General features: G+C 55.8%; 12 protein-coding genes and 1 tRNA gene. 4 read left to right on the plus strand and 9 right to left on the minus strand.

Annotated features, from left to right (window positions below; translation table 11 throughout):
- Window positions 1-2 precede the first annotated feature (2 nt).
- Window positions 3-1040 (plus strand): extracellular solute-binding protein, encoded by a 1038-nt coding sequence (locus ACR0MV_RS02500; protein WP_480700870.1) that lies wholly within the window; start codon window positions 3-5, stop codon window positions 1038-1040.
- A gap of 70 nt (window positions 1041-1110) precedes the next feature.
- Here the strand turns inward: ACR0MV_RS02500 and argE are convergent, their stop codons facing one another.
- The 7 genes from argE to ACR0MV_RS02535 form a co-directional block, all read right to left on the minus strand.
- The gene (argE, locus tag ACR0MV_RS02505; protein WP_480700871.1) at window positions 1111-2259 is read right to left on the minus strand and encodes an acetylornithine deacetylase; all 1149 of its coding nucleotides are present in this window, start codon (window positions 2257-2259) and stop codon (window positions 1111-1113) included.
- A 149-nt stretch (window positions 2260-2408) separates the two neighbouring features.
- Window positions 2409-3338 (minus strand): LysR substrate-binding domain-containing protein, encoded by a 930-nt coding sequence (locus ACR0MV_RS02510; protein ID WP_170424760.1) that lies wholly within the window; start codon window positions 3336-3338, stop codon window positions 2409-2411.
- A 25-nt stretch (window positions 3339-3363) separates the two neighbouring features.
- Window positions 3364-4860 (minus strand): aldehyde dehydrogenase, encoded by a 1497-nt coding sequence (locus ACR0MV_RS02515; RefSeq protein WP_170424758.1) that lies wholly within the window; start codon window positions 4858-4860, stop codon window positions 3364-3366.
- Between the two features lie 15 nt (window positions 4861-4875).
- A complete protein-coding gene (locus ACR0MV_RS02520) occupies window positions 4876-5550 on the minus strand; it encodes a DUF1028 domain-containing protein (RefSeq protein ID WP_170424755.1) in 675 nt (224 codons plus the stop codon).
- Window positions 5551-5637: 87 nt separating this feature from the next.
- A complete protein-coding gene (locus ACR0MV_RS02525) occupies window positions 5638-6054 on the minus strand; it encodes a RidA family protein (RefSeq protein ID WP_170424752.1) in 417 nt (138 codons plus the stop codon).
- A gap of 17 nt (window positions 6055-6071) precedes the next feature.
- The gene (locus tag ACR0MV_RS02530; protein WP_480700872.1) at window positions 6072-7352 is read right to left on the minus strand and encodes a flavin-containing monooxygenase; all 1281 of its coding nucleotides are present in this window, start codon (window positions 7350-7352) and stop codon (window positions 6072-6074) included.
- Window positions 7353-7607: 255 nt separating this feature from the next.
- Entirely contained in the window at window positions 7608-8435 is an 828-nt protein-coding gene (locus tag ACR0MV_RS02535) for a helix-turn-helix transcriptional regulator (protein WP_480700873.1), read from the minus strand.
- 153 nt (window positions 8436-8588) lie between these two features.
- Here ACR0MV_RS02535 and ACR0MV_RS02540 point away from each other — a divergent pair, with 153 nt between their 5' ends.
- From ACR0MV_RS02540 to ACR0MV_RS02550, 3 genes are all read left to right on the plus strand, one after another.
- On the plus strand, window positions 8589-9941 hold the full coding sequence (locus ACR0MV_RS02540; protein ID WP_480700874.1) for an aminotransferase class III-fold pyridoxal phosphate-dependent enzyme: 1353 nt from the start codon (window positions 8589-8591) through the stop codon (window positions 9939-9941).
- 60 nt (window positions 9942-10001) lie between these two features.
- Window positions 10002-12071: an oxidoreductase gene (locus ACR0MV_RS02545; RefSeq protein WP_480700875.1), complete on the plus strand. Its 2070-nt coding sequence runs from the start codon at window positions 10002-10004 to the stop codon at window positions 12069-12071.
- 554 nt (window positions 12072-12625) lie between these two features.
- Window positions 12626-12802, plus strand: a complete 177-nt coding sequence (locus tag ACR0MV_RS02550) for a hypothetical protein (RefSeq protein ID WP_480700876.1) — start codon at window positions 12626-12628, stop codon at window positions 12800-12802.
- A 154-nt stretch (window positions 12803-12956) separates the two neighbouring features.
- On the opposite strand, the gene ACR0MV_RS02555 is transcribed toward ACR0MV_RS02550, so the two are convergent.
- A tRNA-Arg gene (locus ACR0MV_RS02555) sits at window positions 12957-13033 on the minus strand.
- Between the two features lie 66 nt (window positions 13034-13099).
- Entirely contained in the window at window positions 13100-14320 is a 1221-nt protein-coding gene (locus ACR0MV_RS02560; RefSeq protein ID WP_475203064.1) for a cysteine desulfurase, read from the minus strand.
- Window positions 14321-14331 lie beyond the last annotated feature (11 nt).

The raw sequence follows: 14331 nt of genomic DNA on the forward strand, positions 1-14331 counted from the left end.
ACATGAAACATACGATGAAAAGCGGCGTCGCTGCTCTTGCTTTGACATTGGGCGCAAACGCCGCCGCGGCCGACGGTGAGCTGGTTCTTTACCACTGGTTTGAATACATCCCGCAAGAATTGCTGGACAAGTTCACAGAAGAAACCGGCATAACAGTCACAATGGACACATACGACTCGAACGAGGCGATGCTGGCCTCGCTCAAGGCTGGCGGCATTGGCACCTATGATGTGTCCGTGCCTGGCGACTACATGGTTTCGATCATGGCCGGCGAAGGTATGCTGGACACCATCGCCGACGGTGAGTTGAAGAACAAAGGCAACATCGCCGAAGAATGGGCTGATCCCGTTTTTGATCCCGGTCGCCAATCCTCGATCCCATATCAGTGGGGCTCGACCAGCTTTGCAGTCAGCCGCGACGCCTATGACGGTGACATTCAAACCACCGACATCCTGTTCAACCCTCCGGCCGAGCTGCAGGGCCGCATCAACATGCTGGACAGCCAGGGCGAAGTCATGGCCATGGCCGCGCTGCACATGGGTATCCCGCAGTGTTCCACAGACCGCGAGCAACTAAAGGCACTGAACGCCATGCTGCAAGAAGCAAAGCAGCACTGGGCATCGTTCAATTCGGATACCGCGAAAGAAGTTCTGGTTTCCGGTGACGCAGCTGTAGGCCAGATCTATGACGGGTTCTCGGCCAAGGCGCGCGAGGAAGGCGCAAATGTGGAATACGCCTTTCCGACGCAAGGCTACATCGCGTGGATGGACAATGTCGTTCTGCTGAAAGACGCTCCCAACCGCGAGAACGCGCTGATCTTCATGGATTTCCTGTTGGAACCTGAAAACATCGCGGCCGTGTCCAACTTTGCGCAGTACAACGCTGGTGTGAACGGAGTTGGCGAATTCCTTGATCCTGCATTGGCCGAGCAGCCCGAAAAGAACCCCCATGCCAATGCTGGCCAAGGCGTGTTCATCGAGGTCTGTGATGAGGAAACCCAGGCGGTCTATGACCAGATCTGGACCAACCTGAAGAAATAAGTCGGGCCATATCTCAAACGCGAAAGCCCTCGGTTCAACCGGGGGCTTTTGACGATTCCATAAAGGTTTTTTAGCGGCTGATGTCTTCGAGGATGCGATCCATCATCGCGTCGCACGCGTTTAGTTGATCAATTTCAAGATATTCATCCGGTTTATGCCCTTGGCGTTCCATGGACCCGGGCCCGCAGACAACGGTTGGAATACCCAACTCGCTGAAGAACCCGGCCTCGGTGCCAAACGCTACCTTGGTGGTATCATTGCTTTGGGCAAGTTTCTGGGCGTACGAGATGACACCCTCGGTCTCCGCAACATCCAGCCCGGGATAGGCGTTGTACTGTTCAACCTCGATCCGAGCCTCTGGGCAAAGGGACTGGTACCGGGCACCAACCCTGAAGGCGGCATCTTGTATCTGGGCCAGAATATCCTTGCCGCGGTCTGCAGCCAAATGGCGGTATTCAAAGGTCAGTTCCGCACGATCCGGCACGATATTCAACGCCCTGCCACCAGACATCATACCCACGTGAAAGGTGGTATAGGGCACCGAATAGGCCGGGTCGCTGTGACCGCTTTTGGCGTATGTTTCCTGCAGGGCCCGCAGTTTCCCAACGAAATCCGTCGCCAGATACAGCGCGTTGACAAACTTCGGAGCAAGCGCCGAATGGCCGCTTTGGCCGTGGCACACTGCACGCAGCGCGGCCTTGCCTTTGTGCCCGACCGCCACCTGCATCTCGGTCGGTTCGCCGACAAAACAGGCACGGGGCTGGCCAAGCATAGGGGCCAGACGGTCCAGCATGTGCTGAATACCAACGCAGCCGACCTCTTCGTCATAAGACAGCGCGATCTTAAGGGGCTCGCGCAGGTCAGCCCCGGCGCAGCGATCCGCCAGCGCCATAACCGAGGCCACGTACCCTTTCATATCCGTGGTGCCGCGCCCATAGACGCGGTTGCCCTCGCGGGTCAAACGAAACGGGTCTTTGGTCCAGCTTTGACCTTCGACCGGGACGACATCGGTATGGGCCGACAGCAACACGCCATCGCCTTGGGGACCTTTTTGGGCATACAACCCGGTCTTGTCGCCACCGGGATCTGTGATGCGATGCACGGTAAATCCACGCACCTCAAGAAACTCTTCAACATAGGCTGCCAGATCGAGGTTCGAGTTTTTGCTGACCGTATCAAAGCCTACAAGCCGGTCGAGAATATCCAGTGTCGAGGTCATCGGGTTGAACCTGCTTTCGCTTGGACAGCCAGCGCGGCACTGGCTGCAAAGGGGCGTTCATTTCAAACCTATACCACCGGCCAAAAACATAAATCCGGGAATCGCGAAGCAACGGTTAGGCGCTCTCTAACCCACGCCGATCACTCTTGTTACCGCGCGCAAAGGCCCGGCAATGTCCCGGACCGAACGGCCCTGGCACAGTGTTCAATAAAAGCTTTGGACGTGTTCGTCTCGTTCTCGGAACGCGCGCGTAGCAGACCCAGCCGCATCGGGCGCAATTCTCCGGCAAGGGGGACATTGATCAGTTTCTTGCCGTCGGGTGACATCGCATTTAACGGACGAATATTGGCAATCGAGAATCCGAACCCATTGGCAACAAGGGATCGCATGACCGACATATCTGCAGTGCGTTCCGCGATATTGGGTTTGATATTAGCGTCGCGGAAGAAGGACAGGAAATATTCGCCGCTGAATGGCAAATCCAATAGAACCATGGGGCTGTCCTGTAAGTCCGCTATCGCCAGTTCGGCACGGTTGGCCAGCGGGTGCCCTTCGCCCAAAACCACATAGGGCGGCAATTCGTGCAGGGGCTGGAATTCCAGATCGGCGGGAATATCCAGATCATAGGTCAGGGCGATGTCGAGCTCGGCGCGGCGCAACTGGCTGAAGATATCGGCCTGGTTCAATTCACGTTGCTCGATCCGGACGTCTGGATAGGTGGCCTCAAAGTCCCGCCGCAATCCCGGCAGGATGATCTGCGCGAACGTGACCAGACAACCAACGGACAAAATACCCTGTACCTTGCCAGTGATCTCTCCGGCCAATGTGGCCAGAAATTCGGCCTCGCGCAGTACAAATTCGGTGCGCTCCATGAATTTGTGCCCGGCCTTGGTCAGAGACAAGCCACGCGCATGTTCGCGTACGAAGAGAGTAACACCGAATTCGACCTCAAGCTGCGTAATCGCCGCCGAGATCGACGGCGACGACACGTTCAGTTTGTCGCTGGCCGCAGCGATACTGCCTGCCTTTCCGACCGCAACAAAATACTCAAGCTGTCGCAGCGTGTATCTGAAAGGCAATGGCACATCTCCGCTTAGCCGTGGATTAAGCCTTGTACTTGATCCAAGTGGTCTTCAAAGCAGTATACTTTTCAAGCGAGTGCAATGACAAATCGCGGCCGAAGCCCGACTGTTTCATGCCCCCGAACGGAGTCATGGCCGACAACGCGTCCACCGTGTTGACCGAAACGGTTCCGGCCATCAGCTTGTCAGACACCCGGCAAGCGCGGGACAGGTTGTCGGTCCATACCGACGCGGCCAACCCATAGATCGAGTCATTTGCCATCGCTACCGCCTGCTCTTCCGTGTTAAACGGGATCACGGACAAGACGGGGCCAAAAATCTCATCCCGAGCCAATGGATTGTCGTGGGCCACGTCGTCAAAAATTGTTGGCTGAACAAAGCAGCCTTTGCCCTCGACGCTGACGCGTTCGCCGCCGGTCACCAGATTGGCTGTCTTCTTGCCCTCTTCCACAAAGCGCATGATGCCTTGTGTTTGCTTTTCATCGACGATTGCGCCCATTCTCGAGGCCGGATCCAGCGGGTCGCCCGGTTGCATCGCCTGCGCGCGGGCAATCAATTTCTCGACAAACGCGTCCTTGATTGATCGTTCCACGTAGAGCCGAGAGTTCGCGGAGCACACTTCACCCTGATTAAAGAAGATACCGAAGGCGGCCATGTCGGCGGCGGCATCCAAGTCCTCGCAATCGGCGAAGACCAGATTGGGGCTTTTGCCCCCGGTTTCCGGCCAGACCTGTTTCAGGTTCGACTGGCCAGAATACTGCATGAACATTTTGCCGATAGCGGTCGATCCGGTGAAGGCCAAGCAGTCGACATCCATATGCAGGCCAAGCGCCTTGCCCGCAGTCACTCCAAAACCTGGAACAACGTTGAACACACCGTCCGGAATTCCGGCCTCAGCCGCCAATTCTGCCAGTCGCAGCGCCGACAGAGGCGATTGTTCTGCGGGTTTCAACACCACCGAGTTGCCAGCTGCCAGCGCGGCAGCCGCTTTCCAGGTGGCCATATCCAGCGGGAAGTTCCACGGTGTCACCGCGCCGACAACGCCTAACGGAACGCGACTGACCAGAGCCAGATCGCCCGGGCCGGTTGGGGCAACCTCGTCATAGACCTTATCGATAGCTTCGGCGTACCACTGAAAGAAATGCGCAGACCCCGGTGCGTCAATGGTGGCGGCATCCGTCACCAGCTTGCCCATATCCAGACTGTCCAACAGAGCCATCTCTTCGAGGTTGTCGCGGATCAGATCAGCCAGTTTAAGCATTACCGCTTTGCGATCACCCGGAGCCATTCGCGACCAGCGACCATCCTCAAAGGCAGCACGGCCTGCGGCAACGGCACGATTGATATCTTCTTCGTCACATTCGGCGACCGGGGTCAGAACCGCGCCCGTGGCCGGATTAATACTGTCAAAGGTCTTGCCTGATGCCGCATCGGTGAATTTTCCGTCGATAAAGGCTTGCCCTCGGAACGTCAGGCCTGCCGCGCGACTTTTCCAATCCTCGTGGGTATTGTCCAACATTATGTGTCTCCCTGATTATTCGTCGCCCGGAACGCCGTAAGACGGTGCTTCGCGCGGGTCGAGCGCACGTTGGATGTAGGCGTCAAGTTGCGGTTTGTAGATATCCCAGGCGGTTGCGATAGCCTCGATGGGGCAATCTTCGGTCCAGTCGCAGCGAAGATCGGCGACGGGCCAACTGACCTTGTCAACAATCTTCATACCAGCCGAATGCACCGGGCCTGCCTCGCCACCGGCGGCTAAACCAGCCCGCATTGCTGCGATCAAGCGGTCTCCGAGATGCCCGGAGGACGACAGGAATCCGTCGACGATTGCGTGAGGGATGCCTTCATTGTCCAAAAGGTTCCCGCCAGAGGCAACATTCTCAGCCTGCGCCTGCGTCCAGATACCAAGGCTGTTCGGGCCAGAATGGATCGCCGTGCGACCGTGATCATCCACCGCCAGAACCTGTCGATATTCGATGAACTTTGCCAGCGCTTTCATGGCGTCGATCGCCTGAGGCGCGGTCTTGCCCTGCTCCATCAAATTCAGAGTCAGCGGACCGAGACTGGGGTCTGTAACATTCTGCGACGCAACCGCACCAACACCTGCCCGGGCAAAGGAACAGCGCGCGGCGACGGCAGGTGACGATGACGAAATCGCCAAACCAAACATGCCGGTATCAGCGCAGCGGGCGACCAATGAAAAAGTCATTCGGCTCTCCTGAAAAAGAAAGTCCGGACCGCGCCTATTTGGGGAGTACAAGTGGCACGGTCCGGGCAATTTGATTGATCAGGTGGATCAATCGGGAATAACGGCAGTTCCGTCGATTTCAACCAGCCATTCAGGGCGCGCCAGCGCCTGAACCACCAGACCTGTCGAAACAGGGTGAACACCTTTGATGTACTCACCCATCGTGCGGTAGACGGCCTCGCGATGGCGGACATCGGTGATGTAAACGACCACCTTGACCAGGTGCTCCATCGATCCACCCGCCTCTTCGATCAGCTGCCGGATGTTCTGCATCACCTTGTGGGTTTGCTCGACCGGATCGTGACTGTCGATATTCACCGCATCATCCAGATTTTGCGGACACTGACCGCGCAGGTAAACCGTTTTACCGCCCTGCGTGACAACCGCCTGACACAGGTCGTTGTCCAGATTTTGCTCGGGGTAGGTTTCTTTGGTGTTGAATTTGCGAATGCGTGTATGCGCCATTTCGAATTCCTGACTGCTTATTCTGCTGCTGCGGATGCGACGATGGCCGCTTCTCCGTCATATTTGGCATATGCTCGTTGAATTGCGATCTGATCCGCGATGTATTTCGCATCGTGCCAAACGCCCCAAATAAAGGTCGAACCGCGTCGCGATTGCCACGGCAGGCCCAGAAAATAAATGTCGGGTTCAACCGAGACGCCACGTTGATGGATCGGCGCTCCCTTGGCATCAAAGGCGTCTACTTTGATCCAACTGAAATCCTGACGGAATCCTGTCGCCCAGATGATTGTCGTGATGCCTTCCTTGGCCAAGTCGACCGATGTCAGGGGATTGGTTAGGCTGTCAGGGTCAGCAAACTGGCCACGCGCCTCAGGCTCTTCAGGCAAATCAATACCAGTGCGTTCGACATAGGCATCTGCCATATCCAGCATCTCAAGGTAGTTGGCATCACCTGCTGCGACATTGCTTTGGAGATCATCGGCAAAGCTGAGAACGCCGTTCTCGAAACTCTTGGTCATGCCGGTAAGGGTCACACCTTCATTCCCCAAACGGCGGAAATCCATCGTGTGCCCGCCGTGTGCACCGCTGACCGAGATCGTGACATGTTCAGTTCCCGGCTTTTGCGCGGCCATGTCCCAGAGACCCAGAACACCCAACCACCAAACGTTGTCGCGGGTGCGGTAACGACGCGGTGGCCGGTCATGCGGACCAACAGACAGGAAGACCTTGCGACCGGCGCGGTTCAATTCATCAGCAATCTGTGCACCAGACGAACCAGCGCCCACAACCATGACTGCGCCTTCGGCCAATTGCTCGGGGTTCTTGTAGTAAAAGGAATGGAGCTGCGCGACGCCGGCCGTTTCCGGCACGATGGGCGGAATAACCGGGTGCTGGAAAGCGCCTGTTGCAGCGACGATGCGCTTGGCATGAATTTCACCGGCGCTCGTCTCAACACGGAACCCACCTTTGCCGGGCAAGCGCTCGGCTCTCAGCGCCTCAACACCCTCACGGATTGGTGCGTTCACCATTTCTGCATATTCGACCAGGTATTCGGCAACACGATCCTTGGGCACAAACGCATCCGGATTATCCCCTTTGAACTGCAGGCTGGGAAAACGATCATGCCAGCACGGGCCGTTTGCGACCAAAGCATCCCAACGCCCCGAGCGCCACGCCTCGGCGGTGCGGTTCTTTTCCAAAATGATATGGGGCACATCGTTGTTTCCAAGGTGCTCGCTCAGCGCGATACCCGCCTGCCCGCCGCCAACAACCAGCGTATCCGTTTTCTCAATGGACATGTGTCGGTTCCCTATAATTGCGTCACGATTTGACCTGAAAAGGTCGTTGTCTTCGTGCATCTTGGGCTGCCCGGACGGACGAAAGACCACAACGGACCGAAGGCCTTGCACTTTCAAAACGAAAGACACCAGAGCGGAACCTTGGCGTGTCGTTTCTTGTGCCACTCCAGCACGTTTTGCACGTTTCTGGGTTAAGGTTTCACAAGTTGGGAACAGGCGAAATTACTGTCTAACTTACTCTTAGTTAGGCTTTGACTAACCCGCCGGAAATTGCCTTTGTTTCCCAGCCGGTTGACCACCGTTCGAAAGATATGGTGCGATCAGATGGTATAATTCACCCTGCGAGGAGATATTGCATTTGCGATAAAGTTGCTTGCGCAGAACCTTGACGGTCTGGGGGCTGATACCCAGCGTCAGTCCAATGGAAATCGACGAATGACCCTGCAGGATCAAAAGCGCCACCTGCGCCTGTCGTGGACTTAATCTGATGTCGCTTTCATCCAACAAACGCTGACGAAGTTGCTCAACAGTATCTTCTGATTTGTTTTTGTTCGGGGGCTTCAGGTCTGACCAGTTCCTCCTCACCAGCGCGTTGACAACCGGCGCCACACTATTGGCCGCGTTGAAATCCTTGCTGGAAAAACGCGAAGCGGTGGTTGCGTCCCTACCAAGACACACAGTGACAGAACTTGCGGGACTGAGACCTGCGAAAAAGGCCAGTTCATCCGTCAGCGTCGTATTTGTGTAGTAGGATTTGAAGTATTCGTTCCGTTGAAACTGATCTGGGGCAACATCAGTCAATCTGTAAAGACCGTCCGTCGCACGGCTTTGATGCAGACCATAAAACGGATCCAACATATAAGCGCCTTTGACATAGTGACTATCAATTCGCTCGAAAACGCGGCTGTTGCGAGCATGAGTCATTAGAACCTGCGGGCTACTATGCGAAAAAAAGGCGATTATTGCGAAATTGTCGAAAGAACAAGTTGCGTCCAGCCACGTGAAAAGCGTTTCGCCGAACCCTTCTTTTCCCACCGCCAGTATTGCCGCTGACAGAGCCTGTGGTGCTGGAATCGACGACATAATTTAGTACCCCCATGGGGGTATATACCCCCCAATTCGATCAAAGTAATATTCTGCAGCAAAATAGGTGGTATGCAATCGGCAAGTCGATCATGGGCCCCTCAGGCCTTTCCAGATCCGCAATATTGCATCGGAAAAACAAAGAGGTTGATCATGGCCAAAGATACACTCGACATTCTTACGCAGGACGAACACCTGATTCAGTCCTTCGCTGATCTGAACGCACTTAAGCAGCAAGGCGCGCGTACCGTGATCTCGCGCGCAAAAGGCGCATATGTTTACGACAGCGATGGTAATGAACTGATCGACGGCATCGGTGGCCTTTGGTGCGTAAACATCGGCCACGGCTACGATGAAATGGTCGACGCAATCTCCAATCAGCTGAAAACACTGGATTACTATTCAACTTTCTACAACTTTAGCCACCCGGCAGCGGCAGCACTGGCTGAGAAGATTGCCCAGCTTGCGCCAGGTCATTTGAACGCCGTGCATTTTGGCAATTCCGGTTCCGTCGCCAATGACAGCGCCATTCGGATGCTACACCACTACAATATCCGCAAAGGGAAGCCGGAAAAGAAAATGGTTCTGTCTCGGCACGGGGCCTATCACGGTTCGACCCATCTTGCGATGGCGATGACGACGCCCGGTTATTCCGACGGTTGGCACGCGGCCAGCGAACTGGTGCATCACCTGCGCTCACCCCATTACTGGCGCGAGGGCGGTGAAATGACCGAGGCCGAGTTCCTCGACGCCCTGATCGACGATCAGAAACAGAGTATCGAGCGCATTGGCGCAGAGAATATCTGCGCCTTCATCGCAGAACCGATCCAGGGCGCGGGTGGTGTTGTGACCGCTCCAGCTGGCTATCACAAGCGCGCATGGGAGGTTTGCCAGGCCAACGAAATAAAATATGTCGCCGATGAGGTCGTCACCGCTTTTGGTCGCCTAGGGCATTTCTTTGCCTCAGAAGACGTGTTTGGCATGGTGCCAGACATCATCACGACCGCCAAGGGTTTGACCTCGGGCTATCAGCCGCTGTCTGCCACGATCGTATCCGACGATATTCACGAGGTCATCTCAGGCCCTGACGGTATGTTCCTGCATGGCATGACCTATTCAGGCCACCCAGCAGCCGCGGCGGCAGGTCTGACCAATATCGCAATCATGGAACGCGAGGGCATTCCCCAGCGTGTGCAGACAACCGGGAAACAGTTTGAAAACAACCTGCGTGGCCTGACCGATATCGAAATGGTCGGCGAAGTTCGCGGAAGCCACTTCATGATGGGGATCGAATTCGTAAAGGATCGCGCCACAAAGGAAAGCCATCCGGCCGAGGCGCAGGTTGGCTTGAAAGTCGCGCGCGCTTGTCAGAAGCGCGGCCTCATCGCTCGCCCCCTCGGTAACGTTCTGATCCTGTCTCCGACGCTGATCATGGACGAACCGATGATTGATCGTATCGAAGTCATCCTGCGCGACGCCATCACCGAAGTCGCTGCGGGTCTGTAATTCCGTATTCGGGGCCGCATACCCCCATCAAAAATATCAGCCAGCCACAAGGAGCCAGCTATGCGCGATCCACGCTATAACATTCTGTTCGAACCCATGAAGATCGGCCCCTTAACGGCCAAGAACCGGTTCTATCAGGTGCCTCACTGCAACGGAGGTGGATATCGCGACCCGTCAGCGGCAGCCGAAATGCGAGGCATCAAGGCGGAAGGCGGCTGGGGCGTCATCTTCACCGAACAGTGCGAGATGCATCATACGTCTGAGATTACGCCCTTTATCGAACTCCGCCTGTGGGAAGACAAAGACATTCCCCAATTGCGCAAGATGTCCGAGCGGATGAAAACGCATGGAGCGCTGGCCGGCATTCAGCTTGCCTATTCCGGCATTAATGGACCTAACCTTTACACAAAAGAGGTGCCTCTGGCGCCTTCGGCTATGCCAATCCGCACCTTTTCCAACGATCCTGTGCAGGCGCGTGCATTGGACAAGCAGGACATCAAGGACCTGCGTCGTTGGTTCGTGAATGCCGCAAAACGCTCGAAGGAAGCGGGATTCGACCTGATCTGCCTGTATGGCGCGCATGGATTTGGTATCTTCCAACACTTCCTCAGCCGCGCGACTAACCAGCGTGGCGACGAATACGGCGGGTCGCTGGAAAACCGTGCCCGGTTCAGTCAGGAAGTTATTGCTGATATGCGTGATGCCGTAGGGGACACGATGGCAATTACATTGCGGGTTTCGCTGGACGAAACCATTGGGGAGCTGGGCTTCTCAAACGCCGAGGTTCGTGACTACATCGAGATGAACAAAGACCTGCCCGACCTTTGGGACCTAGCGCAGGGCACGTGGGAGGACTGTTCAGGCCCTTCGCGGTTCAAGGAAGAGGCCGCACAGGAGCAACTGGTGCGTGGTATTCATGAATTGACCGACAAGCCCATCGTTGGCGTCGGACGTTTCACCTCACCCGATGTAATGGCCAAGATGATCAAGTCCGGTACGTTGGATTTCATCGGCTGCGCGCGCCCGTCGATTGCCGATCCATTTCTGCCCAAGAAGATCGAAGAAGGTCGGATCGAAGACATCCGCGAATGCATCGGCTGCAACATCTGCATCACCGGCGACATGACCATGTCGATCAGCCGCTGCACTCAGAACCCGACATTCATGGAAGAATGGCGCAAGGGCTGGCATCCAGAAAAGATGAACGACAAGGGCGAAAGTTCAAACGTGCTGGTCGTAGGCTCTGGTCCCGCAGGGCTTGAGGCGGCCTGGGCACTTTGCCGCCGGGGATATGATGTCGCCGTGGCCGAGGCGCGCGATGTAATCGGCGGTCGTGTGACCCGCGAGCGCCTTCTGCCGGGGCTGTCGGCTTGGGGTCGTGTCGTGGACTATCGTGACTATCAGCTCAGCCAACGTCCGAACGTAGAAATTTATCGCGAAAGTAAGCTGGATGCCGAGAGCATTCTGGAGTTCGGATTTGAAAACGTCTGCATCGCCACCGGATCCACCTGGCGGAATGACGGGGTTTCGCGTCAGCACGTTGTTCCAATGCCGATAGCCGAAGGTGCCAAGGTTTACACACCGGACGATCTAATGGACGGCACTATCCCGTCCGGCCGCGTTGTTGTCTATGACGATGACCACTATTACATGGGAGGCGTTCTGGCCGAGCTTCTGGCCAAGAACGGAGCACAGGTGACGCTGGTCACTCCGTCGGCCTATGTCAGTGACTGGACCAACAACACTTTGGAGCAGATCGCTATTCACCCACGTCTGGTGGAGGCTGGCGTCGAGATCGTCCTGAACCAAGGCATCACCGAGATTCACTCGGATCACGTGGTCTCGAACTGCGTCTACACCGATCGAACCTGGAATATTGAGGCGGATGCCGTTGTAATGGTGGCGTCACGCCTGGAAAATAACGCCGTCTTCAACGACCTTAAATTGCGCGAGGCTGAATGGCTGGATGCTGGCATCAAGTCTGTCAAGCTGATCGGCGATGCCAACGCCCCGGGACCGATTGCCTGGGCAACCTATGCCGGTCACCGCTATGCCCGTGAGATGGATGGCAAAGATATAGGGGACGCCCTGCCCTTCCGCCGTGAAATCACAGAGCTGGCGGTAGACTGACGTCACAAGCGTGTTAGGGGCGGTATAGTATCAACTATGCCGCCTCTGTACTCTTAGACACCCGTTACGTCTGCGGAGTATCGATCTCCGCCAAAATGATGCGGATTAAGTCACAGGCTAACTCGACAAGGAATTTCCGCGTTTGTTTTCCTGTTACTACAGGTGCTTTCGTAGACAGCGGCGCTGCTTTTGGCACTATGTCGAAGAAATAGGTGGCCGTTTGCAATAATGGCTTAGGTAGCTAGCCTCAATTTAGTCATCATCGATCGCGGCGATACGCAAAACGCACGCAGAAACACCCGAGAGTGGTTTTGAAACGGCCAGCGACCTCAGGCGCATTAGCGAATTCGTCAGTTATAGACGAGTATTCTTTAGACTAGCCTTCAATCTGGACCCTCAAATTCAACACGGAAAGCTGGGATTTTGCCTAAACGGATACGATGAGTAACAAATCTCTATGATTATTGTTTGCCATGTTTGACAAGTCCCAAATCGAGAATTAATGACTTGAATATCGAATGCAGTTAACAACTTATGAACTCAGGACAGTAACGATGATTTTGGTTACCCTTAACGCCATTGCTTTTTTCTTGCTGGCCGTGGCGCTGTACTTGGCCTACCACGCCGGCGCATTTCAGCGCGAATTTAAGGACGATGAGAAACGACCACCTGTGATCGTGTTTGCTATTATCGTCGCATTGTCCGGCTACTTGTTGATGGTGTTCGCATAGCAGTTTTTGTCGACGCGCGTGTGAAAATTCCGGCGTCACCAAAGTGAGTACATCCAATCGATCAGACATTGGACGGTTCGTGAACCAAAAAACCTAAAGCAGCCTTCAATAGCGAACAGAAACCATAAAATTTTTAGATTAACGGGCCGAAAAGTGGCGCACCTGAGAGGATTCGAACCTCTGGCCTCTGCCTTCGGAGGGCAGCGCTCTATCCAGCTGAGCTACAGGTGCCTTGGCCGTTAGCTAACCTTGTTCCGATCCGGGTGCAACTGCAAATCTTCCCGGATCGGTCAGGTTTCATGCAAACAGATCATGCGCCAGTTCAAGCGCGTCGATCAGCGTGTCGACCTCGTCCGTCGTGTTGTAGAGGCCAAAGCTGGCGCGGCAAGTGGCCGTGACACCGTAGAAATCCATCAGCGGCCCGGCACAGTGGTGACCGGCGCGCACGGCCACGCCCTTCTTGTCCAGAATGGTTGAAACGTCATGCGCGTGCCCTGCCCCGTCCAGCGTAAAGCTGAAGATCGCGGCCTTGTCGGGACGTGTGCCCTGTACCTGCAACCAGTTCAGACCCGTCAGTTTCTGCATTGCGTAATCGCGCAGACCGGCCTCGTGCTTGGCGATGTTCTCCATCCCCAAATCCATCATGTAATCCAGAGCAACACCCAGACCGATGGTCTGCACGATACCGGGCGTGCCGGCCTCGAACTTCATCGGCGGATCGTTGTAGATCACCTGATCCTTGCTGACCTCTTTGATCATGTCGCCGCCGCCAATGAAGGGGCGCATTTCAGCCATACGTTCGGACTTGATATAAATCGCGCCAGAGCCGGACGGGCCGTAAAGCTTGTGCCCGGTGATCGCGTAGAAATCGCACCCGATATCCTGCACGTTCACCGGCATATGAACCGCGCCCTGGCTGCCATCGACCAGCACCGGAACGCCCTTTGCGTGAGCCCCTTCGGTGATTGCTTTGACATCCACCACCGTGCCCAGAACGTTTGAACACTGGGTGACGGCGACCAGCTTTGTTTTCGGACCGATCGCATCGATCACGGCTTGCGGGTCCAGTCCGCCGTCCGCATCCACATCGACCCATTTCAAAACAACACCCTGACGTTCGCGCAGGAAATGCCAGGGCACGATGTTGGCGTGATGCTCCATCACGCTCAGCACGATCTCATCCCCGGCCTGCAGGTGCGGCATCGCCCAGCCGTAGGCAACAAGGTTGATCCCCTCGGTCGTGCCCGAGTTCAGAACGATCTCATCCTCATCCGCGGCCCCCAGGAAACGGGCAATGGTTCCGCGAACGCCTTCATACTTCTCGGTCGCTAGGTTGGACAAGTAGTGCAGCCCGCGATGGACGTTCGAATACTCTTCGGCGTAGGCGCGCGTGACTGCGTCGATAACCACCTGCGGTTTCTGCGCCGAGGCGCCGTTGTCCAGATAGGTCAGCGGCTTGCCGTTCACTTCCCGTGACAGGATCGGAAAGTCAGAGCGAATTTTCTGCACGTCATACATGGTCTTTTTCC

This window comes from Ruegeria sp. BC3 (genome assembly GCF_056539265.1).

What these genes read in the sequence shown, in the direction of transcription:
- ACR0MV_RS02500 (WP_480700870.1), top strand. Translation starts at nt 3, where the DNA reads ATGAAACATACGATGAAAAGCGGCGTCGCTGCTCTTGCTTTGACATTG.
- argE (WP_480700871.1), bottom strand. Translation starts at nt 2,259, where the DNA reads ATGACCTCGACACTGGATATTCTCGACCGGCTTGTAGGCTTTGATACG.
- ACR0MV_RS02515 (WP_170424758.1), bottom strand. Translation starts at nt 4,860, where the DNA reads ATGTTGGACAATACCCACGAGGATTGGAAAAGTCGCGCGGCAGGCCTG.
- ACR0MV_RS02520 (WP_170424755.1), bottom strand. Translation starts at nt 5,550, where the DNA reads ATGACTTTTTCATTGGTCGCCCGCTGCGCTGATACCGGCATGTTTGGT.
- ACR0MV_RS02525 (WP_170424752.1), bottom strand. Translation starts at nt 6,054, where the DNA reads ATGGCGCATACACGCATTCGCAAATTCAACACCAAAGAAACCTACCCC.
- ACR0MV_RS02530 (WP_480700872.1), bottom strand. Translation starts at nt 7,352, where the DNA reads ATGTCCATTGAGAAAACGGATACGCTGGTTGTTGGCGGCGGGCAGGCG.
- ACR0MV_RS02535 (WP_480700873.1), bottom strand. Translation starts at nt 8,435, where the DNA reads ATGTCGTCGATTCCAGCACCACAGGCTCTGTCAGCGGCAATACTGGCG.
- ACR0MV_RS02540 (WP_480700874.1), top strand. Translation starts at nt 8,589, where the DNA reads ATGGCCAAAGATACACTCGACATTCTTACGCAGGACGAACACCTGATT.
- ACR0MV_RS02545 (WP_480700875.1), top strand. Translation starts at nt 10,002, where the DNA reads ATGCGCGATCCACGCTATAACATTCTGTTCGAACCCATGAAGATCGGC.
- ACR0MV_RS02550 (WP_480700876.1), top strand. Translation starts at nt 12,626, where the DNA reads ATGATTTTGGTTACCCTTAACGCCATTGCTTTTTTCTTGCTGGCCGTG.
- ACR0MV_RS02560 (WP_475203064.1), bottom strand. Translation starts at nt 14,320, where the DNA reads ATGTATGACGTGCAGAAAATTCGCTCTGACTTTCCGATCCTGTCACGG.